Origin of the sequence: Aquabacter albus (assembly GCF_040049275.1) — a bacterium.
Classification (GTDB): domain Bacteria; phylum Pseudomonadota; class Alphaproteobacteria; order Rhizobiales; family Xanthobacteraceae; genus Aquabacter.
This window is the reverse complement of sequence record NZ_JBDZDT010000003.1, coordinates 46,115-69,662: the sequence shown is the minus strand read 5'-3', so window position 1 is coordinate 69,662 and position 23,548 is coordinate 46,115. Positions and strand designations below refer to the sequence as shown.

Here is a 23,548-nt window from a genome sequence, read left to right as displayed (position 1 = left end):
TTCGTCGTTCTCGTTATTCGTGGATGCTATCGAGCTTTGTCGGACACAGTCAATGATGCAGAGGCATGCGGGAAAAGCGCCTTATTAGAATGCCCAGGTATTGGCGGATTTCTCGCTTGTCCGACAAAGTTCAAGCGCTGAGGGCCAAAGGCCGGCAGGCCTCCCGATATTCCCGGATAAGGCGCTGGCAGAGCTGGGCGGCCGGCAGGATGTCCTGCACGGAGCCGACGCCCTGGCCGGCGGACCACACGTCGCGCCAGACCTTGGCCTCGCTCGCCATGTCGAGCTTGGCATGGGCCGGCAGGTTGTCGGGGTCGAGGCCATTGCGGAGCAGGCTGGGGGTGAGGAAGTTGGCATTCACGCCGCTGATGGCCGGGGTGTAGATGATGTCCTTCGCATGGGTGTCGACGATCATCTGCTTGTGCGCGGGGTCCGCCATGGCCTCCGCCGTCGCGAGGAAGCGCGTGCCCATATAAGCGAGGTCCGCCCCCAGCATCTGCGCCGCCGCCACGTGGGCGCCGGTGGAGAGGGCGCCGGAGAGCACGATAGTGCCCTCGAAGATGGAACGGATCTCCGGCACCAGCGCGAACGGGCTCAGCGTGCCCGCATGGCCGCCCGCCCCCGCGCACACGGCGATGATGCCGTCCACTCCCGCTTCCGCCGCCTTCTCCGCATGCCGGCGGCTGATCACGTCGTGGAAGATGAGCCCGCCATAGGAATGCACCGCATCCACCACCTCGCGCACCGCGCCCAGCGAGGTGATCACCAGCGGCACCTTGTGCTTCACGGTTGCGGCAAGGTCGTCCATGACGCGCGGGTTGGACTTGTGGACGATGAGGTTCACGCCAAACGCCGCCGCATCGGTCCCCGCGAGGCGCGCCTGGATGTCCTCGATCCAGGCCTCATAGCCTGCCGTTGTGCGCTGGTTGAGGCTCGGGAAGGTGCCGATGAGGCCGGAGCGGCAGGTCTCCACGACAAGGTCCGGCCCCGAGGCCAGGAACATGGGGGAGACGATGGCGGGCAGCTTGAGATTCTTCGTCAGCCGAGGCGAAACAGGCATGTGTCCTCCCCTTGATCCGCGCGGTGCGCCCGCCTTTATGCCGCCGGCCGGCGACGGGCTTATGGAGGCATTGTCCGACAATCCGATTTTGGGTCAACTCGGCGGCGGGACTGCGCAGGCGAAATTCTTCCAGTAGGGTGCGGGGACAAAATGGGACGAAACGCCAAATGAATGCCGAAACCCCCGCGAGCCTCGCCAATCCGAACTCCATCGAGGCCCGTGACCGGCGCTCGGTGATCCACGGCCTCACCGACCTTGCCGTCCACCAGGAGCGCGGCCCCGTGGTGATGGAAAGCGGGCGCGGCGTGTGGGTGCGGGACATCCACGGCAACGAATACATCGAGGGCATGTCCGGCCTCTGGTGCATCGCGCTGGGCTATGGGCAGAAGCGGCTCGTCGCGGCGGCGGCGCAGCAGATGGAGAAGCTGGCCTATTATCACCTCACCAATCATCGCGGGCATGAGCGGGTGGTGGAACTGGCGGAGAAGCTGCTCGCCATCGCCCCCGTGCCCATGACGCGGGTGTGGTTCGCCAATTCCGGCTCGGAAGCCAATGACTGCGCGGCCCGCATCGCCTGGTATTATTGGAACGCGGTGGGCAAGCCGGAGAAGCGCAAGTTCATCGCCCATCTCCAGGCCTATCACGGCAACACCATCGCCACCGCCAGCCTGTCAGGCGTCGGCTATGCCCACCAGCGCTTCAACCTGCCCCTCGAGGGTTTCCTGCACGTGGCCTGCCCGGACAGGCTGCGCAACGGCTTGCCCGGTGAGAGTGAAGCCGAGTTCGCCCGGCGGCTGCTTGCCGACATCGAGGCGCTGATCCTGCGCGAGGGGCCGGAGACCATCGCCGCCTTCTTCACCGAGCCGGTGCTGGCCGCCGGCGGCGTGGTGGTGCCGCCGGAAGGCTATTTCGCGGGGCTCCAGGCGCTCCTGAAAAAGTACGACATCCTCCTCGTCAGCGACGAGGTGGTGACCGGCTTCGGGCGCATCGGCGAGATGTTCGGCGCGACCGCCATGGGGCTGAAGCCCGACATGCTGGTGGCCGCGAAAGCACTCTCCAGCGCCTATATCCCCATCTCCGCGGTGCTTGTGAACGACCGCATCTTCGAGGCCATGATGCGCCAGAGCGGCGAACTCGGCGTGTTCGGCCTCACCATGACCTATTCCGGCCATCCCGTTGCGGCGGCCGTCGCGCTGGAGGCGCTCGCCATCTACGAGGAGGAGGACATTGCCGGGCGGGTCGCGCGCCTGGAGGATGCCTTCCTCGGCGGGCTGCGGCGGCGCTTCCGCGACCATCCCCGCATCGCCGAGGTGCGCGGGCAGGGGCTGCTCGCCGGCGTGCAGCTCGTGCGCTCGCGCGCGCCGCTCGCCTTCTTCCCGCCCGCAGCCGGCGCGGGGAAGCTCTGGGCGGAGGCGGCCGAGCGGCGCGGGCTCATCGTGCGCGCCATCGGCGACACCATCGCGCTCTGCCCGCCGCTCATCATCAGCGAAGACGAGATCGCCATGCTCATCGACCGGCTGGCTCTGGCCCTTGATGATGTGGAGCCCCTGCTGGCCCCATAGCGGGCGCGGGTCTATCGTCCCCGTCCTGCACCGGAGATGCGCCCATGAAGCCCCAGGTCGTCATCGCGGAAGAGGATGTCATCGCGAGCGTCGCCGATGCGCTCCAGTACATCTCCTATTTCCACCCGGCCGATTACATCGCCCACCTCACTCGTGCCTTTGAGCGGGAGGCGTCCCCGGCCGCAAAGGACGCCATCGCGCAGATCCTGGTGAATTCCCGCATGGCGGCGCTGGGTCACCGGCCCATCTGCCAGGATACCGGCCTCGTGGTCGCTTTCGTGAAGGTGGGCATGGAGGTGCGCTTCGACACGGAGCGCCCGCTGGCGGACCTCATCCATGACGGCGTGCGGCGCGCCTATCTGGATGAAGCGAACCCGCTGCGCGCCTCCATGGTGGAGGACCCGCTCGTCGCCCGCCGCAACACCCGCGACAATTCTCCGGCGGTGGTCCATGTGGAGCTGGTACCGGGGCGCACAGTCACAATCACGGTGGCGGCGAAGGGTGGCGGCTCGGAGAACAAGGCGCGCTTCGCCACCCTCAATCCCGGCGCCTCGGTGGTGGACTGGGTGCTGAAGACCGTGCCCGAGCTGGGCGCCGGCTGGTGCCCGCCGGGCATGATCGGCCTCGGCATCGGCGGGAGCGCGGAAAAGGCGATGCTGCTCGCCAAGGAGGCGCTGCTGGAAGAGATCGACATGACCGATCTTCTCGCGCGCGGCCCGGCCAGCAAGGAAGAGGAACTGCGCGTCGAACTCTATGAGAAGATCAACGCGCTGGGCATCGGTGCGCAGGGGCTGGGCGGCGTGACGACGGTGGTGGACGTGAAGATCGCCACCTATCCCACCCACGCCGCCTCCAAGCCCGTGGCGCTCATTCCCCAATGCGCCGCCAACCGCCACGCCACCATCATCCTCGACGGCACCGGCCCCGTGCGGCTCGACCCGCCGGACCTCTCCGCATGGCCGCAGATCGTCATCGGGACCGCCAGCCTCGGCGCGCGGCGGGTCGATCTCGATACGCTCACGCGCGAGGAGATGGCCGAGTGGAAGCCGGGGGAAAAGCTGCTGCTCTCCGGGCGCATGCTCACCGGCCGGGATGCCGCCCACCAGCGCCTCTCGAACCTGCTGAAGGCCGGCGAGCCCTTGCCCGTGAGCCTGAAGGACCGGGTGCTCTATTATGTCGGCCCGGTGGATCCGGTGGGCGCCGAGGCGGTCGGCCCCGCCGGGCCCACCACTGCGACGCGCATGGATCCGTTCACCGAGGACATTCTCGGCACCGGCCTCCTCGCCATGGTGGGCAAGGCGGAGCGCGGGCCGGAGACCATCGCCTCCATCGCCCGCCACAAGGCCGCCTATCTCATCGCCGTGGGCGGCGCGGCCTATCTCGTTTCCAAGGCGGTGAGGGCGGCGCGGGTGGTTGCTTTCGCCGATCTCGGCATGGAGGCGATCCACGAGTTCGAAGTGGAGGACATGCCGGTGACCGTGGCGGTGGACGCCACCGGCCAATCCATTCACACCCTCGGCCCGGCGCTCTGGCGCCGGCGGATTGCGGAGGGGCGTGTCGGCGCCGAAACGTGATGCCGGCAGCGCCGGATGTCAGGCGCGGGACAAGAGGAAGACGCCGAACAGATTTTCGCTATCGGTCCACGCCTCGTCCATCTCCCAGCCTGCAGAGCGTGCAAGGTCTGCCACTTCGCCGGGCGCGTATTTGTAGGAATTCTCCGTGTGGATGGTCTCTCCGCGCGCGAAGCGGAAGGTGCAGCCGGCGGCCCGGACCACCTGGTCCGCAAGGCTTTCGATATGCATCTCGATGCGGCTCTCCTCCTCATTGAAGAAGGCGCGGTGGGCGAAGCGCGAGAGGTCGAAGGTGCCGGAAAGCTCGCGGTTGATGCGGGCAAGCAGGTTGAGGTTGAAAGCCGCCGTGACGCCGGCGGCATCGTCATAGGCGGCCTCGAGCCGCGCTTTGTCCTTCTTCAGGTCCACGCCCAGCACCAGCAGCGCGCCCGGCCCGAGGGTGCGTCCTGCTTCGGCGAGGAAGTGGCGCGCTTCGGCGGGGGTGAAGTTGCCGATGGTGGAGCCGGGAAAGAAGCCCAAGGTCCTGCGGCCTGCAAAGGCGGGCAACACAAGGCTGCGGGTGAAGTCGCCCACCACGGGCGTGATCTGCAGGGCGGGGTGGTCGAGCGCCAGCGCCGCGCTGGCGGCGACCAGATGGTCGGCCGAGATGTCGATGGGCACAAAGGCGGCAGGGGCGTCCAGCGCGTCCAGCAGCACGCGCACCTTCACCAGCGAGCCGGCGCCGAACTCCACCAGCTTCGCTCCGGATCCGGCATGGCGGGCGATATCCGCGGCGTGGGCTTCGAGGATGCCCAGCTCGGTGCGGGTCGGGTAATACTCGTCGAGCGTGCAGATCTGGTCGAACAGGCGCGAACCCGCGGTATCATAGAAATGCTTTGCCGGCAGGCTCTTGCGCGGGGCACCAAGGCCCTTCAGCACATCCGCGCGGAAAGCTTCGGTTTCGGGCGCCTCAACGAGGGCGGCCGCGTCGGGAGCGGCCTTGCGATAAAGGGTCATCAGGCATCCTCCGCCAGGCGCAAGCCGGCGAAGGGCCAGCGCTGGTGCGGGTAGAAGAAGTTGCGGTAGGTGGAGCGCACATGGCCGTCCGGCGTTGCGCAGCATCCGCCGCGCAGCACGAACTGGCTGGCCATGAACTTGCCGTTATATTCGCCGAGCGCGCCGGGGGCGGCCTTATAGCCGGGATAGGGGCTGTAGGGGCTCTGGGTCCATTCCCACACATCGCCGTAAAGCTGTACGGGCTGGGCATCGTCCGCTGCCGCGATGGGGCGCAGGAAGGCCGCGCCCGCGAAATTGCCTTCGATGGGCCGCTCGCGCGCGACGGTCTCCCACTCGGCCTCCGTGGGCAGGCGCTTTCCGGCCCAGCGGGCGAAAGCATCGGCCTCGTAATAGGAGACATGGCAGACGGGCGCGGCACGCTCAACGGGATGCTGGCCCGACAGGGTCATGGCGTCCCAGCCGTGCGCGGTCTTCTCCCAATAGAGTGGCGCCTCGTACTCGCCAGTCTTCACGCGCGCCCAACCGTCGGCGAGCCAGAGGTCCGGCCGGCGATAGCCGCCATCCTCCATGAAGTCGATCCACTCGCCATTGGTCACGGTGCGCGAGGCGATCCGGAACGGGCGCAGCAGCGCCTGGTGGCGCGGGCTCTCATTGTCGTAGGAAAAGCCGTCGCCCGCATGGCCCACCTCGATAATGCCGCCGGCATGGTCATGGAAACGCAGCGGCGGTGCCTCCCGCGCGAGGCTTGCGCGATACGGTGCGTAGGCCGGGCGCAGGGGATTGCGCGAGAACAGGTTCAGGATATCCATCAGGATGAGTTCCTGATGCTGCTGCTCGTGATGGTTGCCGATATCCACCAGCGGCGCGATCTCGCTCCAGAGCGCTTCGTCCGCCGTCTCGAACAGATGCTCCATGGCGCGGGTCACATAAGCGCGGTAGGCGCGGACCTCCTCCACCCCCGGCCGCGTGGCGAGGCCCCGCTCGAAGCGCGGATGCCGCGCGCCGGCGGCCTCGTAATAGGAATTGAAGAGATAGGCGAACTGGGGATGGCGCACCTCGTACCCCTTCAGGTGCGGCACCAGGATAAAGGTCTCGAAGAACCAGCTCACATGGGCGAGGTGCCATTTGGTGGGGCTGCAGTCCGGCATGGACTGGACGGTCTGGTCCTCCGCCGTGAGCGGCTGCGCCAGCGCCTCGCTGTGGGCGCGCATCGACCTGAAACGTTCGATCAAAACGCTGGCTCCGGGGAGCGCGGACGGGCTGCTCTCACGTGTCTGCATGGGCGTGACCCTTCCCGATCGAACGCGGCACTTGGGGGTTAAAGTCGGGCGGGCGTGAAAAAGTTCAAGGGGCAGCGTCCCCCAGTCGCGGATACGCCACGCATGATGGTGCGCCAACCCGTGTGCCGAGATATTGATTTATATCTTCATGATTGCTTTAAAATATATAAAATATGAAATTTATACATAAAAATACTACTTAAGTTGTAGAAACTCAGCGTGTAAAAATAATACCCCCATCGACATATAGTAATAAATCATAGTAATGTACGAATAAAGAAAGTAGTTATCATACCTTAGTGATAGCGACGAAATGCGCTCGTTGTGCTCTCATGGGGTGTTTTCCCTTAGCGTACAAGCCGGGTGAGTGTATTTACTATTATACAGTCGATCGCCCGTATCAGATGGGACAATTTTTGGGTATCTTCATTTACTAGCTTACATGAGGTATTATGTGCCGCGTATGGTTGCGGAAATAGCTTTTGTCTATTTTGGAGAGAGGCTTATGACGCTGGGGTAGAGGTTCTTCGACAACCGATCCCGATTGGTCATGGGGGGCGAATATGGATCCGAAGGAAATCGCTAAACGGTTGGCGGAGGAACTGAGCCAGAAATCTCAGGACGAGGAGGAGGTGGAGCGCGCCATCCGGGAAATGTCGGAGGCCGTCATAAAGGACGTCATCATATTCATTGACGAACTCGACAAATGGATGAAGCTAAAAAATATCGGATCTGTTGAGAGGTTTTACCGCGTAAACGTTCCCGACAGGATGCTTGAAATAGAGTTGCGGATTCTGTCTCTGGGACGGGAGAAATCGCTGAGGTTCGGCGTGCAGAAGACGAAAATATTCGTCGCCCTGAAGGGTGAGAACACCAAGCTGCAGCCGTCCGGGCCGGTCTACACCCAGAAGCAGGTGATCGACTGGATCTCCAAGCAGGTCATGGGGTGAACCCCGCCGTCAATGCGGCGGCATGGGGATGAAGACCGGCGGGATGCCCGGGAAAGTGTTGCGGCTCTTGATCCAGGCGTCATCCGCGCCCTGGGGTTTCAGATAGACATAGAAGCGGTTGTTCCGCTCCACGATGTCCTCTTTCGGCGCGCTGCTCTGGCTGATGAGCATGTCGCTCTGGATGAGCACATGCATGTAGCCGGGGATGAGCTGGGACCAGTCCGACGCATCCACCTGGAACAGCACCGAATAGGTGTGTGAACCCTCCAGCTTGACCACGCCCCAAGGGGCGCCGGGCGGTGCCTGGGAGGGGACCTCCTGCCAGGAGAGCCCGGTCTGCACGAAGGCGCGCGCCGGGTTGAGCATCACGTAGAGTGGCCTGTCCGGATTGACGTTCTGCATGCTCAGCGTGGCGCGATAGGACTTTCCGTCGGGCTCGTAGGCGACCCGCACCAACTCCACATAAAGCCCCTCGAAAGCCGCGCTCCTTAGGGCGAGCGTCGCCTGATCCTGCCGCGCGAGCGCCCGCTGCTGATAGAAACCCACCCCGAAATCCAGCAGGAAGCTCAGCCCCACCAGGATGACCAGCCATTGGAGCGGGCGCCATTCCAGGAAAGAGAAGCCGCGCCCGAGCGCCGGAGCGGCCGGGGACGATGTGCGGCCCCGGCGGGACGGCGCGGTGGTTCGGATGCGCGCGCTGAGGCTCTCCGGGGGGGCAGCCGCGGCCGGGTTGGGCGGAGCGGCGGGTGCGCCGCCGTCCAAGGCGACGAGGGTCTCCCACAGGCTGACGATGAGCTCGTCCTTCTGTGCCTCCGTGAGGCTTGCAAGGTCCGGGAGCCTGGGCGGGCGCGGTCCGCTCACGGCACCATCGCTCCGTCGGCGATCTGCACCACCTGCTGCGCCTGCGCCGCCAGGGCGAGATTGTGGGTGACCAGGATGAGGGTGGTGCCTCGCTCGCGGTTGACCCGATCAAGCAGGGCCATGATCTCGCGCTCGGTCTGCTCATCCAGGTCGGAAGTGGGCTCGTCCGCCAGCAGCAGGGCGGGCTCGCTCACAAGGGCCCGGGCGATCACCACCCGCCGCTGCTCGCCCGCCGACATCTCCGCGGGAAAGGCATCGAGATGCGCGCCGAGGCCCACCTCCTCGAGAAGCGCGGCGGCGCGGTCATAAGCGTCCGCATGCCCGCCATCCAGCAGGAGTGGCAGGGCGGCATTGTCCAGCGCGCGCAGCGTCGGCAGCAGGCTGGCAAACTGAAAGACGTAGCCCACGCGGCGGCTGCGGAAGCGGGCGAGGGCGCTGCCACTGAGGGCCCAGATGTCGGTGCCCTCGATCACCACTTGGCCCGAGGTCGGCCGGCTGAGGCCGCCCATCATGGCCATGAGCGAGGACTTGCCCGAGCCGGAGCGGCCGATAATGGCCGCATAGCGACCCGCGGCCACCTCGAAATCCACCCCGCGCACCGCCTCCACCGGACCCCTGTCGGTGGCGTAGCGCTTCGCGAGGGCACGGCAGCTCAGCACCTCAGCCCTCCGCCCGGATGAGGTCGTAGGGCTCCTGCCCGCTGGCGCGCCAGGAGGGCACGAGCGCCCCCAGCGCGCCGACGAGGGCGGCTGCGGCGATGCAGGCTGCGGCGACGAGCAGCGTGCTGCCCCGGTCCAGCCACAGGAAGGGTATGCCCATCTCGGTGAGGTGGTAGACCAGCGAGCGCTCGAACAGGCGCAGCAGCAGCGCGCCGAGAAGCACGCCGAGGACGCCTCCCGCGCCAGTCGCCACCACCGCCTCCAGCACGGTCATGCCGACGATCTGCCCGCGCCGTGCGCCGATGGCCTTCAGCAGCCCCAGCTCCGTGCGCCGCTCGGAGACGATGGCGGAGAACAGCACGCTCACCATCACCGCCGTCGAGGCGAACATGAGCGCCACCAGCGCCACCGCCCCACCGAGCAGGGCGGAAAGGCCCTGGCGGATGCCCGTCAGGAGCGAGGCGCCGGCGACCACCTTGATGCCGGAGAGCCGGGAGAGCAAAGCGAAGCGCACCTGAAGTTCGCTCGCGCCGGGCGCCAGCTCCACGAGGAAGCCGGTGACCCGCGCCGGTTCCAGCATGGGCGGAATGGTGCCGGTGCGGGCCTGGATGGCCGGGGCGAGCCTGAGCAGGCCGGCGGCGTCGAGGAATATCCCGCGCTCATGGGTTCCGGCGCCCGTGGGCGAAAGCTTGCCATAGACGCGGAAGGGCGTGCCGAAGATCACGATCTCCGCCCCCAGGGGGAGGGTACGGGCGGCGCCGACGATGACGTCCTGCGGGCCCATGGGCCGGGACAGGCGCTCGGCGATCCAGGGCTGCACCGTGAAATCCCTCTGCGGGTCGAAGCCGATGAGGTCGACGGCCTCGCCATGGCCGCCAATGCCCGACTGGGTGGTGCGGAACACCCGCTGGGGCGCGGCCTTGCCGATGCCCGGGATGTCGGCCTGATCCAGGAGGTTCGCGGGCACCGTGCTGTCGGTGGGCTCCACAGTGAGAAGCGCGACGGTGATGTTGGTGAGCGCATCCTGCGCCACCACCATCAGGTCGGCGCCGAGGCGGCTGAAGCCCACCTCCATGCTGGTCTCGATGCTGCGCATCACCACTGCGCCGGCAAACGCGATGGCGCTGCTGATGGCCACCGCCGCCAGCAGCAGGCCGGTGCGCGTGCGCCGCCGGCCGAGGTTTTGCAGCGCAAGGCGCGCAATGAGGACGCGCGCGCCCGGAACGTGGGCCATGAGGTGCTAAACCCGTTCCTGAACTGTGATGCGGCGGCACGCTTGCCTCACAGCGTGCAGGACCGGGTGTGCTTCATGTGCGCCAGTTCCGTGGGCACGATCACGCAGTCATGGTGCCCACCGGAACTGGGCAGGATGCCGATGAGCGTATCCGTGGCGGTCTCGATCACCGCGATGCCGCTGGAGAGGCGCTGGAAGCCGCTGAAGGGCACGATGACATACTTGCCGTCATAGGTGATGGCGGGGGTCTGGAGATCCGGCCCAATGCCCTGGATTTCCTTCTTGATGGTCCAGGTGTCGGTGTCCACCACCATCACGCCGCTGGAAGCGGGCGAGGGGTGCAGCACCGAGAGATAGAGCTTCTTGGAATCCAGCGAGAACACCATGTGGAAGGGATTGGGATACTTGCCGCGCCACAGCGGGTCCTCCACGTGGGCGATCTTCTTCCAGTTGCGCGGGTCCGGGTCCGCGCTGGAGAAGACCGAGCAATTGTTCTCCCGCAGATTGTTCATCATGCACAGGAAACGCCCGTCCGGGGAGAAGCCGATCTCGTGGCCTGGGGAGTGGATCTTGTCGAAGGTCACCTCCCAATGGTCCTTGTCCTTTTTCACCACCTCGTACTGGTCCTGCGAGTTGGTGTTGAACTGGAGGAAGGCGACGGGGTCGAAATTGTTCTCCGCGTCCAGGATGACGATGCCGCCGCACAGACGCACCACGGTGGCGGCCCAGCGGCCGGTGGGGTGCCAGATGGTGCCGTCGGCGCCGGAAAGGCCCATGGGATCGTCGCCGGGAAGCGTGCCTTCCTCGACGAAGAGTTCGCCCATGGGCACCATCTCCCACTCGATCTTTTGTCCCTTGGTGCCGAGATAGTCGTATCGGCCGGTGGCGGCGTCGGGATAGATCTTGGAGATCTTCAGCACGCCGCCATCCTGCCAGGCGCGGGCGAGCTGGGTGGAGTTGGCCACCCAGTCGAACTTCAGCGCCGCCTTCACCCGCGAGGTGGTGCGGTCGAAGCAGGCGGCGATGTCCTTCTGCCCGTCGGTGACGAAATAGGACTGGGCATCCTTGGGATTGATGGTGACGTGCACGCCGAGGCCGAGGCCTGTGGTCTCGGAGACATTCTCCATCAGCTGCATCTGCGCGCCGTCATAGCGGACCCGGTAAATGTTGAAGCCGGGCCCCGGCTCCGTGATGTTGGTGGGGATGCCGTAGATCAGCGAGTTCTTGCCGCCCTGGGTGCTGTTGACGAACTCGAAGCTGTTGTACGGATCGGCGCTCGGGAAGGCGCACAGATGGTGGGAAATGGGGTTGAAGTCCCCATAATTCCAATACCAGATGGAGGACATCACCCGGTTGGTGTTGAGGTCCAGCGCATAGGCCCCGCCGCCCATCTTGGTGGGGAGCACGGCAACCCATTTGCCGAGGCTGCGCCCGTCGAAATTGGCGCGGGAATCGATGAGCTCGCGGGTGATGGGCGCATTCTGCGCTTGGGCGAGCACGGCGCTCCCGGCGCTCTGGCCCTGTCCCGTTCCCACCCCCAGGGCGCCGAGCGCGCCGCTCTGCACCGCGTGGTAGCCGAGCGCCGCCGTCTCGCCGGCAATGGCGGTGGCGGCCGCCATCTTGAACATGTTGCGGCGGGTGAAGATGGGCTCTTTTTCCTTCTCCAGCACTGGCGGCGCGGCCTCGGCCTTCGCCGCCAGGGCATGGGCCTGCTTCTCGCGCAGATAGGCCTGGAATTCCTCGTGATCGGACCGTGTGACTTCCGAACGGCGGGCGAGGAAGGCGTTCACGTCCGCGCGCGCGGCCGGCACGCTGGCGCCGGTCTCGCTCTCCGGCAGCGGAAGCCCGATATCAAGGCGCTCCGCGTCCTCCGCTTTCGCAGGTTTGCTGAACTCGTTCATGCCCCAAGCCCTCCTGCCAATCGACAATCCAGTTTCGAAAAATATTCGCCCCCGGCTCGTGCGCCGAAGGTCCTTACGGTTCCACGTCCTTTGTCGTGCGCTTCGTCGTCCTGCGGGTTCCGCTGCGGGCCGGCGCCTTCCGCGCCGCTTCCGCCAGGAGCACTTCCTTGGCGTGGTTGATCTTGGACGCGAGATAATTGGAGCCGCCCCGGTCAGGATGGACGAGCTGCACCAGGCGCCGGTGGGCGGCGCGCACCGTGGCGGCCGAGGCGCCCGGCTCCAGGCCGAGCACGTCGAGTGCCTCTTCGGGGCTCATCTCGCCCTGGTCCGTCGGCGCTGCGCGACGCTGGGTGCGGGGCGCTGCGCCGGAATCGATGCGCGAGGAGATTTCGGGATAGCCGGCGTGGACGAGATAATCCTCCAGCACGATGGCCGCGCGGCGCACCAGCTCGGGGTCGGGCGGCGGCTGGCCGAAGTCGCCGCGCATCTCATCCTCCGGGGGCTGCCCTTCCTGCCACATGGGGCGGAATTTCCGGCGCGGCACGAAGGCGCGCCAGTTGAGGAAGGCCGGCACCGCCAGCATGGCGGCGCCCAGCACCATGGCGGCAGTGTATTGCTCGTAGATCAGAAGCAGGATGAGGCTGGGCACGGAGGCGACCGCCGCACCGAACATCAGCCACCGGCCGGTGCGCACAAGAGTGCCGGGGTCCGAATGGAGCAGCCAGTCGGCAAACTTGAAGGCCGTGATGATGAAGGAAACGCCAAGGGCAACGGAGCTGAGGATCATGCCAAGGCTCATGCGAAAATACCTTCAGCGGAGCAGTAGATAAGGCTAAGCTCAAGGCGGTATTAAATCACCGCAGGCATACGCGGGCACGCCGCAGAGAATGCAGCGGCTGAAAACGCGAAAAAGAGTTGGCAAAACTTTACTGATTGTGGCGACGGTAAGGGAAGTTGTTGAAAAGAGCAACGATTTCCTGCATCTCTTTATGGTCCTCGTGTGCAATCTCCAGAAGTTTTCCAACGGAATGCACTTTTGTGGCGCGTCCGTTTCCGGGATTTTTATGGTCAGGCTCGCGTCTTTCGTCACACGGAATCCGGTCGCCGCCACGGCCTGCGTGGTCGCGTCGCTCGGCTTCATCGCATTCGGCGTTTCGGGTCTGGGCCACACCGAAGGCTTCGGGACCGCGCGGAGCGCCGCGGCAAGGCCCGTGACGGCGCCGGATGATCTCACGGTGCGCCTTGAGACTCTGGCCCGCGAGGCGGAGATCAGCCCGAGCCAGATGCCGGCATGGCGCGCCTTCTCCGGCGCCATGCTCAACCTGCAGCAATTGACGGACAGGTTCGACGCGCGTTTGGCGGCAGGGGAGAAGGTGGAGGAGCCGCAGGAGCGGGCGATCCACGCTTTGATGTTCGGGGCGGCCCTGTCCGAGATCGACCAGAACCTGTCACCCCGGCAGGCCGAGATCGTCCGCCGCGCCGTCGACCGCCTCATGCCCTCCGTGATCTGCCGGGGCCTCGCCAGCGGCTGACGGATCGGGGAGGGATGTTCAGGGGCGCGGCTGGCCTACCGAGGCGAGTGCACTTACTGCGAGGCAGTCATTGAGCCGGGCGATGAGATGGTCGCGATCGAGGTCGCGGCCGATCAGCACCAGCCGGTTCGCCATTTGGCTTTCGCTTTTGTCCTCCTCCACCGAGAAGCGCCCGCCCACGAGGTGGAAGACATAGCGGCGGCCGGTCTCCACCATGGAAACGAACCCCTTGGCCCGGAACAGTCCGGGCGGCCTGTCCCGGTCGAGGAAAGCCTGGAACCTCGCCAGGGAAAACGGGATGTCGCTTTCGAACGCGATCGATGTGAAGCCGTCCGCCGCCCCATGGCAATAGAACGGCTCCGCCGCGATCGATGGGGCCGCGCCCACGTCGAGGATCAGTGGCAGAGGCAATGCGCAGCGCAGGGTGCGCACGATACTGGCATTCGGATTGATCGCGGCGAGCCTTGCCTCCACTGAGGCCAGTTGTGCGGGCGTGGCCACATCGGTTTTGTTCACCAGCACCACATTGGCGTTTTCGAGCTGGCTGCGGGCGGCGACGCCGTCGAACATATCGAGGCTGAACTGCTCGGCGTCCGCCACGGCGATGATGGCGTCCAGGCGGAGGCAGCTTCTGAATTCGGACCGCTGGAGCGTGAGGGCGACGGGCAGCGGGTCGGCAATGCCCGAGGTCTCGATGACGATATGGTCCACCCGGTCCTCGCGGCTGAGCACCTGCACCAGCCCATCCACCAGATCGTCATTGACCGAACAGCAGATGCACCCATTGCTCAGCTCCACCATGCCCGCCTCGGCGGCGATGACGAGGTCTCCGTCGATGCCGATCTCGCCGAACTCGTTCACGAGCACGACCACCCGCAATCCCTCTGCATAGGAGAGGATGTGATTGATAAGGGCGGTCTTTCCGCTGCCGAGAAAGCCGGTGACGATGGTGACCGGCAGCTTCTGTCCCGCCGGCAGCACGGGCGGCCGGAAGGTCCTGACGTTCAAGGGTGCCATCACGCGGCGGGCCGGCCGGTCTGCTCGAACACGTAGGTGGTGCCCACGGCGGACTGGCTGACCCGGTCGCCGAACGTCTCGGCAAGGGCGGCGAGCGCACGCCAGCCGGTGCAGTGGCCGGTGATGATGTAGCGAATGTCGAAGGGCTTCAGCCCCTCCACCGTCTCGGGGATGATGCGCTCCATGACGCCGCCGAGATGCAGGCCGCCCAGCACCGCATGGATGGGCAGGTCTGGGAACAGCTGGCGCACCTGGGTGCATACGTTCACGATGCCGGCGTGCGAGCACGCGCTGAAGACAATGAGGCCCAGCCCGCGCACATGGGCGAGCAGCATGCGCTCGTCCATGAGCAGCGGATCGGGCTGCCAGTTCGCGCCGGGGCCGGTGCGGCAGAGGTGGTCGACGCGGCCCTTCTCGAAGGCGGACACGCGGGGGATCTCGCCGCTATAATAGAAATGCCCGTCCAGCAGCAGGCGCTCGGCGCGGTCATTGACCACCGTGGCGCCCAACGCCTCCATGTCCTCAACCGTCGGCACGTTGGCGACGGGAATGACGGTGCCGCTCTTCAGCACCACGCCGCGCTCGTTGAACATGTCGGGATTGACGTGCACCGTCACCGCCCCGCGTTCCGCGACGATGGCCGCGATGGCGTCGGGCAGCGCGCCCATATGGTCCCAATGGCCGTGGGTGACGGCGATCTCCTCGACCTCCCCGAGGTCGAGGGAGAGGTTCCGGCAATTGCGCAGGAAGATCGCGCCTTCCGGCCCGGTGTCGAACAGCATCACATGCTCGGTGTCCCCGACCCTCGAGCGCAGGCGCAGGCCGTAGCCGAGATTGGCGGCCAGCAGCGTCTCCCCTGAAATCTCCTTCGCGCCGCCGAGGATCACATTGGAGAATTCCGAGACCGCGAACTGGGTCTTGGAGACATAGGAATCGCTCACATTGTCCGTGATGACCTCCACCTGGAGCGCATCGAGGGCGAGGAGCGAGGAGGGGCCGCTTTCGGAGATCATATGGTCGGCTCCGCAAGGCGCGCTCAAGAGGCGCTCGGTGGATCACCAATGGTCAATGGAACGTACCGGCGATGAATACTCGAAGGTGCATATCAAGCTTGATTTGATCGCGGATGTTAAGTCGCCTTGATGACGAACCTATCCTGGGGAGGGCGGCCAGCGCCGCGAAGCCTCGGCCGGGCCGCCGTTCCCACGCACTATAAGCCGATGAGGCCGCCGGCCAGGAAGCCGCCATCGACGCCGATGGTCTGGCCGGTGACGAAGCCGGATTTCTCCCCGTCCAGCAGGAAGGCGATGGCGCCGGAGACCTCAGCGGGCGCGGCGTAGCGCTTCATGGGAACGGTCTGCATCCAGGCGGCGCGCGCCTCGTCCGTGTGGAGCGCCTTAACCAGGGGCGTCTCGATGGGCCCCGGGGCGATGGCGTTGACGCGCACGTTCGCGGTGGCGAGCTCCACCGCCATGACCTGGGTGAGGAGGATGACGCCCGCCTTGGAGGAGCCATAGGCCGCGCGGCCGAGATTGCCGCGCTGGCCGGAGACCGAGGCGATGTTCACGATGGAGCCGCCGCCATTGGCCTTCATGGCCTTGGCCGCCTCCCGGGCCACCAGGAAGGTGCCGACGAGGTTCACGTCCAGGATCTTGCGGAACAGCTCGGCGGAGGTCTCCAGCGCCGGGACGTCGCGGGCGATGCCGGCGCAGTTGACGACGCCCTTGAGCGGGCCGAAATCCCGGTCGGCGGCGGCGATGGCCTCCACCACGGCGGCTTCGTCGGCTACGTCGAATTCGGCGAAGCGGAGCTGGTTGCCATAGCCGGCGAGCTGCTGTCCGGCAGCCTCGATATTGGCCCGCACCACGTCGGATGCGATGACGCGCCAGCCTTCCCTAAGCAATTCCTCCACCAGCGCGAGGCCGATGCCGGAGGCACCGCCGGTTACCAGGACGCTTCCGCTATGTGGCACGTTCTTTTCTCCTTGGTCTGAGGCTCCCCCTCCCCCGCGAGCGGGGGAGGGGATGGTATCCATTCCTCCAGCGCGACCTCGAAGGTGACGCAGACCGGGTTGCGGCCTTCCACGAAGCGCCCGCCGAAGACCCGGCCGTCCGCGTCGGAGACGGTGCCGGAAAGGCGGGCGCGGGGCGTGCCGTCTACGGGGCGCACCTCGCCCATCAGCGTCAGCGTCTCCACCGCAGCGCCGGAGACCTGGATCTGCCGGCCGCCGGGCACCTCCAGGCACGCCTCCGTGAGGCTGCCAAGGCTTCCGCGCACGAGCGCCGCCGTGATGCCATGGTCGCGGCAGACGGCTTCGATGGAGCGCACCAGATCCTCATTGGGCCGCACCCGCGCATAGAGGAGACGGCCCGTGCGGCCGGCTTCCACTTGGATGTCAGCCATGGGCGGGCTCCGCGACCTTGGGATGGAAGATGGACATGGCGGTCTCGGCGTCGGGCCGCTGGGCGATGGCGACACGGCTGAAGGCCCGCGCGAACACGAGCGGCGGCTCGTCCCCCACCATCGCCTCATGGGGCAGGAGATGGCCGCCGAAGACGGCGCCGTCCGCCCCGCAGAGCAAAGCGTGGCAATGCACGATGGGTTGCCCCTCCACATCGATCCCCAGCGCCGCGCTGGCGCCGATGAGGCCCACCGGGCCGGCGGGGATAGGGGCCGAATAGCGCGCCACCTGGGGCCCCTCCGGGTTCGGGGCGGCGATGCAGTATTTCAGTCGCGCGAAACCCCCGCCCGTGAGCACGAAGGCGGCGGAGGCCGCACCAATGCGGCCCATGGCCCCGACGAGGCCCTCATGCAGCGAGCGCCCCGGCATGAGGCTGAAGCGGAAGGCGCGAGCGGCCGCGTCGGCGCGGCTCTCCCGGCGCTCGGGCGCCATGGGGCCGGGATGGGTCAGCAGCCGCAGCGGCGGCGCGCTCATGCGGAGCGCTCCGCGGCCTTGTCGAGGGGCAGGAGGCCGCGTTCCTCCAGGGCTTCGCGCACCATCTTCTTGGTGATCTTGCCATAGGCGGAGCGGGGCAGCGCGTCCCACACGAACACGCGCTTCGGCAGCTTGTAGCGGGCGACCTTGCCTTCGAGAAAGGCAATGAGCTCCGCCTCCTTCACCTGCGCGCCCGCGCGCGGCACGCATACCGCGACGCCCACCTCGCCCCACATGGGGTCCGGCACGCCGAGGATGGCCACCTCCGCGACAGTGGGGTGCTGGAGCACCTTTTCCTCCACCTCGCGCGGATAGACGTTGGAGCCGCCGGATATGTACATGTCGGAAGCGCGCCCCGTGATGTAGACGAAGCCCTCCTCGTCCATGTGGCCGAGATCGCCGGTGCGGAACCAGCCGTTTCGGAACGCCTTCGCATTGGCCTCGGGGTTGTTGTAATAGCCCGCGAACACGGCGAGGCCCGCGACGCAGATCTCGCCGGTGGCGAACGGCGCCACCTCCGCGCCTGCATCGTCCTGGATCTGCACCTCGATGCCCGTGCGCTCGAAGCCGCAGGTACCCAGCTTCACGTGTGGCCCGTCGTCCAGCTCGTGGAGGGCTGGGGGCAGCACGGTGATGTTTCCGGTCACCTCGCCCAGGCCGAAATACTGCACCAGCACCTTGCCGAGCTTTCCCAGAGCGCGCTTCTGGTCCTCCCGGTACATGGGCGCGCCGGCATAGATCACATAGCGCAGGGAGGAATGGTCAAAGGCATCCACGCTCGGATGCTCCACCAGAAGCTTGGTGATGGTGGGCACGGTGAAGAGGTTCGACACCCGCCATTCCTCGACCAGCCGCCACGCCTCCTCCACGTCGAATTTTTCAGAGGAGAGCAGGATGGTCTTCGCCCCCCGCGCGGTCTGCACCAATTGATGGATGCCGGCACCGTGGGAAAGCGGCGCCACCACCAGGGAGGCGTCCGCGTTCGTCGTGCCCGGCATCAGGTCGCACAGATGGTTGGTGATGACGAAACCCATCTGGCCGTGGGTGAGCACCGCCGCCTTCGGCCGCCCGGTGGTGCCGGAGGTGAAGAAGAACCAGCATGGATCGTCATGCTCCACATCGGCGGGCTTCACCACCGCGCCGAGATGGGCCGCCACTATGGCCCCATAGCTCTCGCCGAAGGGGGCCTCGCCAATGGCGATGACGGTGGCGATGGACGGCGCATCGCGCCGCGCCGCCACTACATGATCCGGGAAGTCCACGTGGCAGATCATGGCGGCGGCGCCGGAGGCCTGCGCGAGATAGGCCACCTCGTCCGGCGTCTGGCGGAAATTGGTGGGCACCCACACCGCGCCGATCCGGAAGCAGGCGAACATGCTCTCGAACATCTCAAGGCAGTTCTTCGACTGCACCAGAACCCGGTCGCCCTTGCTGATGCCGCGCGCGGCGAGCCCCGCCGCCATGGCATCCACCCGGGCGTTCATCTCGCTCCAGGTGACCTTCTGCGTGCCCTGCACGAAGCCGACCTCATGGGGGAAGCGGCGCGCCGCCTGGCGCAGGACATGAGCGAGGTTCATCACCCGTTTGGTGCAGGGGACGATGCCCCCCTTCGGCACCACCGGAATGGCGCTTCCTTCCCGACGATCCATTATGTGGACCTTATACTTAAGTTGAGCTAGAGACCCGACGACAAGTTCTGGGCGAGACTGTATCTCTCGCCCCTGAGCCGCCACAAGAGGCGCGCCGCGAACATCAATAACGGCCCGCGCAACGGGCCTTCACGAGGAAGCCGGCCCGCAGGGGCTGCCAAGGGAGGAAGAGGTCATGTCGCTGAGCCGTCGCACTCTGTTGAAGGCGAGCGCCGCCACCATGCTCGTGGGCGGCGTGGCCGCGCCTTACGTGGCCCGCGCCCAGGGCGCAGAATTCTCCTACAAATACGCCAACAACCTGCCCGTCTCGCACCCCATGAACATCCGCGCCAACGAGATGGCGGACGCCATCAAGAAGGACACGGACGGCAAGGTGGAGATCAAGGTATTCCCGTCCAACCAGCTGGGCGGCGACACCGACATGCTGAGCCAGTTGCGCTCCGGCGGCATCGAGTTCTTCACCCTCTCCCCGCTGATCCTCTCCACCCTCGTGCCCAATGCCTCGGTGAGCGGCATCGGCTTCGCCTTCCCGGACTATGACACCGTGTGGAAGGCCATGGACGGGGATCTGGGCGCCTATGTGCGCGGGCAGATCGCCAAGTTCGGCATCGTCGCCATGGACAAAATCTGGGACAACGGCTTCCGCCAGACCACCACCTCCACCAAGCCCATCGAGAGCGCGGCGGACTTCAAGGGCCTGAAGATCCGCGTGCCGGTCTCCCCGCTCTGGACCTCCATGTTCAAGGCGTTCGATTCCGCGCCCGCCTCCATCAATTTCGCCGAGGTCTACACCGCGCTCCAGACCAAGGTGGTGGATGCGCAGGAGAACCCCCTCGCCATCATCTCCACGGCGAAGCTCTACGAGGTGCAGAAATACTGCTCCGTCACCAACCATATGTGGGACGGCTTCTGGTTCCTGGCGAACCGCCGCGCCTGGGAGCGCCTGCCGGAGAACCTGCGCCCCATCGTGGCGAAGCACATCAATGCGGCGGGCGAGAAGGAGCGGACCGACGTCGCCGCGCTCAACGCCAATCTGCGCAAGGAGCTGACCACCAACGGCATGGTGTTCAACGACACCAAGCCCGACGACTTCCGCGACAAGCTGCGCTCCGCCGGCTTCTATGCCGAGTGGAAGGGCAAGTTCGGCGACGAAGCCTGGTCGCTGCTGGAGAAGTATTCCGGCAAGCTCTCCTGACGGCCCGCCGGGGCGCGCCGCGCCCCGGCCACCTCTTTTCGGCGGATCGCGCACATGGCTTCGGCAGGCGAAGACACCTTGCCCCTCGTCTCGGAAACCGAGGCGCCGCGCTCCGGCTCGCGCTTCATGCGGCCCGTCGAGGCCATTGCCGCCGCGCTGCTGCTGGCGGTGGTGAGCCTGCTGCTGGTGGGCGCGACCTCGCGCTATTTCTTCGCCCTGCCGGTGGTGTGGATCGACGAGGTGTCGTCCGTCTGCTTCATCTGGCTCGCCATGCTCGGCTCCATCATCGCGCTGGACCGCAACGAGCACCTGCGCCTCACCCTGGTCGTCCGCGCGCTGCCGGACGGGACGAGGGGCTTCGTGGAGACGCTGGCACTCCTCTTGATCGCCGCCTTCCTCATCGCGCTCGCCTATCCCGCCATCGACTATATGATGGAGGAATCCTTCATCACCACGCCGGCGCTCAACATCTCCGGCAGCTATCGCGCGGCGGCGCTGCCGGTGGGCGTTTGCGGCATGGCAGCGCTGGCGGTGGCGCAGGCGGTGAAGCGCGGCACGCTGCGCGACATCCTCGTCAGCCTCGTCCTCATCGGCCTTGTGCTCGGCGCGCTGTGGCTGGCTTCGCCCGCGCTCATCAAGGCGGGCAATCTCAGCATCATCCTGTTCCTGGTGGGCTTCGTCGCCCTGTGCCTCGCGGGCGGCGTGCCCATCGCCTTCTGCTTCGGCATCGGCACGCTGGCCTATCTCGCCTTCGCCACCCGCGTGCCCGTCTTCGTGATGATCGGGCGCATGGACGAGGGCATGTCGAGCCTCATCCTGCTCTCCGTGCCGGTCTTCGTGCTGCTGGGCTGCATCCTCGACTCCACCGGCATGGGCAAGGCCATCGTCGATTTCCTCGCTTCGCTCCTCGGCCATGTGAAGGCGGGCATGTCCTATGTGCTGCTGGGCTCGCTGTTCGTGGTCTCGGGCATCTCCGGCTCCAAGGTCTCCGACATGGCCACCGTGGCCCCGGCCCTGTTCCCGGAGATGAAGCGGCGCGGCCACAAGCCCAAGGAGATGATCGCGCTGCTCGCCACGGGCGCGGCCATGGCGGACACGGTGCCGCCCTCCATCGTGCTCATCGTGCTGGGCTCGGTGGCGGGCGTGTCCATCGCCGCCCTCTTCACCTCCGGCTTCGTGGTGGCCATGGTGCTGCTCGCGGCCCTTGCCGCGCTGGCGCGCTTCAAGGCGCGGGACGAGGACATGCGCGGCGTCCGGCGGCCCACCGGCGCGCTGGTGCTGCGCGCCGCTTTGGTGGCACTGCCGGCGCTGGTGCTGCCCTTCCTTATCCGCAGCGCCGTCTCCAGCGGCATGGCGACGGCCACCGAGGTCTCCACCTTCGCGGTGGTCTATGCCTTCTTCATCGGCATCGTGCTCTATGGCGGCATCACGCTGCGCACCTTCTATTCCATGCTGGTGGAGACCGCCGCGCTCACCGGCACCATCCTGATGATCCTCGCCTGTGCCGTCGCCATGGCCTGGGCCATCACCCAGGCCGGCATCGCGCAGGAACTGGCGAACATCATGGCCGGCCTGCCGGGCGGGTGGATCGGCTTCATGGCCGTCTCCATCATCGTGTTCCTGGTGCTGGGCTGCATCCTGGAGGGCCTGCCGGCCATCGTGCTCATGGCGCCCCTGATGTACCCCATCGCGCGCAAGCTGGGCATCAACGACATCCAGTATTCCATGGTCATCGTCACGGCCATGAATATCGGCCTCATGACGCCCCCCATCGGCATTGGCTTCTATCTCGCCTGCAAGATCGGCAACGTCTCGCCTGACGAGGCCATCAGCGCGATCTGGCCTTATTTGGTGGCGCTGTTCATCGGCCTCATCTTCGTGGCCGCGGTGCCGTGGATCTCCATCGGGCTGCTGTAGGGCGCGATAAGGCGCGGCGGACTCCCTCTCCCGCTTGCGGGGGAGGGCTGGGGAGGGGGCTCCTCAAGCAGGGCAACGTATCCGGACCCGAGGCGAGCGCCCTTCCCCCTCCCTCCCCGCACGCGGGAGAGGGAATAAGGCAACGGCCCCCTCACACCCCGTAATAGCCCCGATACCACTCCACGAAGCGGGAGACGCCCTCGCGCACCGAGGTGGTCGGCCGGTAGCCCACCGCCGCCATCAGCGCGGACACGTCGGCCCGCGTATCGGGCACGTCGCCGGGCTGGGCGGGGAGCATCTCCTTGATGGCCTTGCGGCCGAGGCAGTCTTCCAGCACCTCGATATAGTCCATCAGGCTCACCGGCGCGTCGTTGCCGATGTTGAAGATGCGGAACGGCGCGTTGGATGTGGCGGGGTCGGGCGCGTCCGAGTTCCAGTGCGGGTCCGGCGCTGCGATCTGGTCGCTGGCGCGCACCACGCCCTCCACGATGTCCGCCACATAGGTGAAATCCCGCGTGTGGTGGCCGTTATTGAACACCTTGATGGGCTCGCCCGCGAGGATGCTCTTGGTGAACAGGAACAGCGCCATGTCCGGCCGGCCCCACGGGCCGTAGACGGTGAAGAAGCGCAGCCCCGTGGTGGGCAGCCGGAACAGGTGGCTGTAGGAATGGGCCATCAATTCGTTGGCGCGCTTGGTGGCGGCGTAGAATTGCAGCGGGTGGTCGGCGCCGTGATGCTCGGAAAAGGGCATGCGCGTGTTCGCGCCATAGACGCTGGAAGTGGAGGCATAGGTGAGGTGCGGCACGTTTCGGTGCCGGCACGCTTCCAGCATGTTGGTGAAGCCGACGATGTTGGAGGCCACATACTCTTCCGGATGGGTGATGGAGTGGCGCACGCCCGCCTGGGCGGCGAGATGGATCACCCGGTCGAAATCATGGGCCTTGAAGCAGGCATCCACGGCGGTCTTGTCGGCGAGGTCGCCGCGCACGAACTGGTACACCCCATTGCTCTGGCGGGCGGCCGCTTGCAACTCGGTGAGGCGGCTCTCCTTTAAGGAGGGGTCGTAATAATCGTTCACCACATCGAAGCCGACCACGTCGTCGCCCCGCGCCAGCAGGGCTCTCGCCGTGTGGTAGCCGATGAAGCCCGCACTGCCGGTAACCAGTATCTTCATGTCTCAAGGCGCTCGAGGAGGCCGGTCCGCGCCGGCCGTTGCCTGGATACGCTGC

21 protein-coding genes are annotated in these 23,548 nt (G+C 66.4%); 6 read left to right on the top strand and 15 right to left on the bottom strand.

Annotated elements, in window-relative coordinates:
• Window positions 1-130: 130 nt before the first annotated feature.
• Entirely contained in the window at window positions 131-1,060 is a 930-nt protein-coding gene (locus ABLE91_RS06825) for an NAD(P)H-dependent flavin oxidoreductase (RefSeq protein ID WP_348929780.1), read from the bottom strand.
• A gap of 167 nt (window positions 1,061-1,227) precedes the next feature.
• Here ABLE91_RS06825 and ABLE91_RS06820 point away from each other — a divergent pair, with 167 nt between their 5' ends.
• Together ABLE91_RS06820 and ABLE91_RS06815 are read left to right on the top strand one after the other, a co-directional pair.
• A complete protein-coding gene (locus tag ABLE91_RS06820; RefSeq protein WP_348929777.1) occupies window positions 1,228-2,622 on the top strand; it encodes an aminotransferase in 1,395 nt (464 codons plus the stop codon).
• A gap of 44 nt (window positions 2,623-2,666) precedes the next feature.
• On the top strand, window positions 2,667-4,196 hold the full coding sequence (locus tag ABLE91_RS06815; protein ID WP_348929774.1) for a fumarate hydratase: 1,530 nt from the start codon (window positions 2,667-2,669) through the stop codon (window positions 4,194-4,196).
• 18 nt (window positions 4,197-4,214) lie between these two features.
• On the opposite strand, the gene egtD is transcribed toward ABLE91_RS06815, so the two are convergent.
• Window positions 4,215-5,189: an L-histidine N(alpha)-methyltransferase gene (gene egtD / locus ABLE91_RS06810; RefSeq protein WP_348929771.1), complete on the bottom strand. Its 975-nt coding sequence runs from the start codon at window positions 5,187-5,189 to the stop codon at window positions 4,215-4,217.
• Window positions 5,189-6,400, bottom strand: a complete 1,212-nt coding sequence (egtB, locus tag ABLE91_RS06805; RefSeq protein ID WP_510181913.1) for an ergothioneine biosynthesis protein EgtB — start codon at window positions 6,398-6,400, stop codon at window positions 5,189-5,191. Before egtB ends, egtD begins: the two co-directional genes overlap by 1 nt.
• A 632-nt stretch (window positions 6,401-7,032) precedes the next feature.
• Here egtB and ABLE91_RS06800 point away from each other — a divergent pair.
• Window positions 7,033-7,419 carry a hypothetical protein gene (locus ABLE91_RS06800; RefSeq protein WP_348929766.1) on the top strand — a complete coding sequence of 129 codons (387 nt, stop codon included), beginning with the start codon at window positions 7,033-7,035 and terminating at the stop codon, window positions 7,417-7,419.
• A 9-nt stretch (window positions 7,420-7,428) separates the two neighbouring features.
• On the opposite strand, the gene ABLE91_RS06795 is transcribed toward ABLE91_RS06800, so the two are convergent.
• The 5 genes from ABLE91_RS06795 to ABLE91_RS06775 form a co-directional block, all read right to left on the bottom strand.
• Window positions 7,429-8,280 (bottom strand): hypothetical protein, encoded by an 852-nt coding sequence (locus tag ABLE91_RS06795; protein WP_348929764.1) that lies wholly within the window; start codon window positions 8,278-8,280, stop codon window positions 7,429-7,431.
• Window positions 8,277-8,939 carry an ABC transporter ATP-binding protein gene (locus ABLE91_RS06790; RefSeq protein ID WP_348929762.1) on the bottom strand — a complete coding sequence of 221 codons (663 nt, stop codon included), beginning with the start codon at window positions 8,937-8,939 and terminating at the stop codon, window positions 8,277-8,279. The genes ABLE91_RS06795 and ABLE91_RS06790 overlap by 4 nt, the downstream gene beginning before the upstream one ends.
• Before the next feature lies 1 nt (window position 8,940).
• Entirely contained in the window at window positions 8,941-10,173 is a 1,233-nt protein-coding gene (locus ABLE91_RS06785) for an FtsX-like permease family protein (RefSeq protein ID WP_348929759.1), read from the bottom strand.
• Between the two features lie 47 nt (window positions 10,174-10,220).
• Window positions 10,221-12,074: a hypothetical protein gene (locus ABLE91_RS06780; RefSeq protein ID WP_348929757.1), complete on the bottom strand. Its 1,854-nt coding sequence runs from the start codon at window positions 12,072-12,074 to the stop codon at window positions 10,221-10,223.
• Window positions 12,075-12,147: 73 nt separating this feature from the next.
• Window positions 12,148-12,861, bottom strand: coding sequence for a DnaJ domain-containing protein (locus tag ABLE91_RS06775; RefSeq protein ID WP_348929754.1), 714 nt, complete (start codon window positions 12,859-12,861; stop codon window positions 12,148-12,150).
• A gap of 100 nt (window positions 12,862-12,961) precedes the next feature.
• On the opposite strand from ABLE91_RS06775, the gene ABLE91_RS06770 reads away from it, so the two are divergent.
• Window positions 12,962-13,606, top strand: coding sequence for a hypothetical protein (locus ABLE91_RS06770; protein ID WP_348929751.1), 645 nt, complete (start codon window positions 12,962-12,964; stop codon window positions 13,604-13,606).
• Between the two features lie 18 nt (window positions 13,607-13,624).
• Here ABLE91_RS06770 and ABLE91_RS06765 read toward each other — a convergent pair whose 3' ends face one another.
• The 6 genes from ABLE91_RS06765 to ABLE91_RS06740 all read right to left on the bottom strand — a co-directional run bounded on the left by ABLE91_RS06765 (window position 13,625) and on the right by ABLE91_RS06740 (window position 19,207).
• The gene (locus ABLE91_RS06765; RefSeq protein WP_348929749.1) at window positions 13,625-14,614 is read right to left on the bottom strand and encodes a CobW family GTP-binding protein; all 990 of its coding nucleotides are present in this window, start codon (window positions 14,612-14,614) and stop codon (window positions 13,625-13,627) included.
• Between the two features lie 8 nt (window positions 14,615-14,622).
• The gene (locus ABLE91_RS06760; RefSeq protein ID WP_348929746.1) at window positions 14,623-15,636 is read right to left on the bottom strand and encodes an MBL fold metallo-hydrolase; all 1,014 of its coding nucleotides are present in this window, start codon (window positions 15,634-15,636) and stop codon (window positions 14,623-14,625) included.
• Window positions 15,637-15,833: 197 nt separating this feature from the next.
• Window positions 15,834-16,595 (bottom strand): SDR family NAD(P)-dependent oxidoreductase, encoded by a 762-nt coding sequence (locus tag ABLE91_RS06755; RefSeq protein WP_348929744.1) that lies wholly within the window; start codon window positions 16,593-16,595, stop codon window positions 15,834-15,836.
• The gene (locus ABLE91_RS06750) at window positions 16,568-17,026 is read right to left on the bottom strand and encodes a PCC domain-containing protein (RefSeq protein WP_348929742.1); all 459 of its coding nucleotides are present in this window, start codon (window positions 17,024-17,026) and stop codon (window positions 16,568-16,570) included. Before ABLE91_RS06750 ends, ABLE91_RS06755 begins: the two co-directional genes overlap by 28 nt.
• On the bottom strand, window positions 17,019-17,558 hold the full coding sequence (locus ABLE91_RS06745) for a PCC domain-containing protein (RefSeq protein WP_348929740.1): 540 nt from the start codon (window positions 17,556-17,558) through the stop codon (window positions 17,019-17,021). Before ABLE91_RS06745 ends, ABLE91_RS06750 begins: the two co-directional genes overlap by 8 nt.
• Window positions 17,555-19,207 (bottom strand): acyl-CoA synthetase, encoded by a 1,653-nt coding sequence (locus tag ABLE91_RS06740; protein WP_348929738.1) that lies wholly within the window; start codon window positions 19,205-19,207, stop codon window positions 17,555-17,557. Before ABLE91_RS06740 ends, ABLE91_RS06745 begins: the two co-directional genes overlap by 4 nt.
• Window positions 19,208-19,382: 175 nt before the next feature.
• Here ABLE91_RS06740 and ABLE91_RS06735 point away from each other — a divergent pair, with 175 nt between their 5' ends.
• Together ABLE91_RS06735 and ABLE91_RS06730 are read left to right on the top strand one after the other, a co-directional pair.
• Window positions 19,383-20,402, top strand: a complete 1,020-nt coding sequence (locus tag ABLE91_RS06735) for a TRAP transporter substrate-binding protein (protein ID WP_348929735.1) — start codon at window positions 19,383-19,385, stop codon at window positions 20,400-20,402.
• 54 nt (window positions 20,403-20,456) lie between these two features.
• The gene (locus ABLE91_RS06730; RefSeq protein ID WP_348929732.1) at window positions 20,457-22,319 is read left to right on the top strand and encodes a TRAP transporter large permease subunit; all 1,863 of its coding nucleotides are present in this window, start codon (window positions 20,457-20,459) and stop codon (window positions 22,317-22,319) included.
• A gap of 151 nt (window positions 22,320-22,470) precedes the next feature.
• Here ABLE91_RS06730 and ABLE91_RS06725 read toward each other — a convergent pair whose 3' ends face one another.
• A complete protein-coding gene (locus ABLE91_RS06725) occupies window positions 22,471-23,493 on the bottom strand; it encodes an NAD-dependent epimerase (RefSeq protein WP_348929730.1) in 1,023 nt (340 codons plus the stop codon).
• Between the last annotated feature and the right edge of the window lie 55 nt (window positions 23,494-23,548).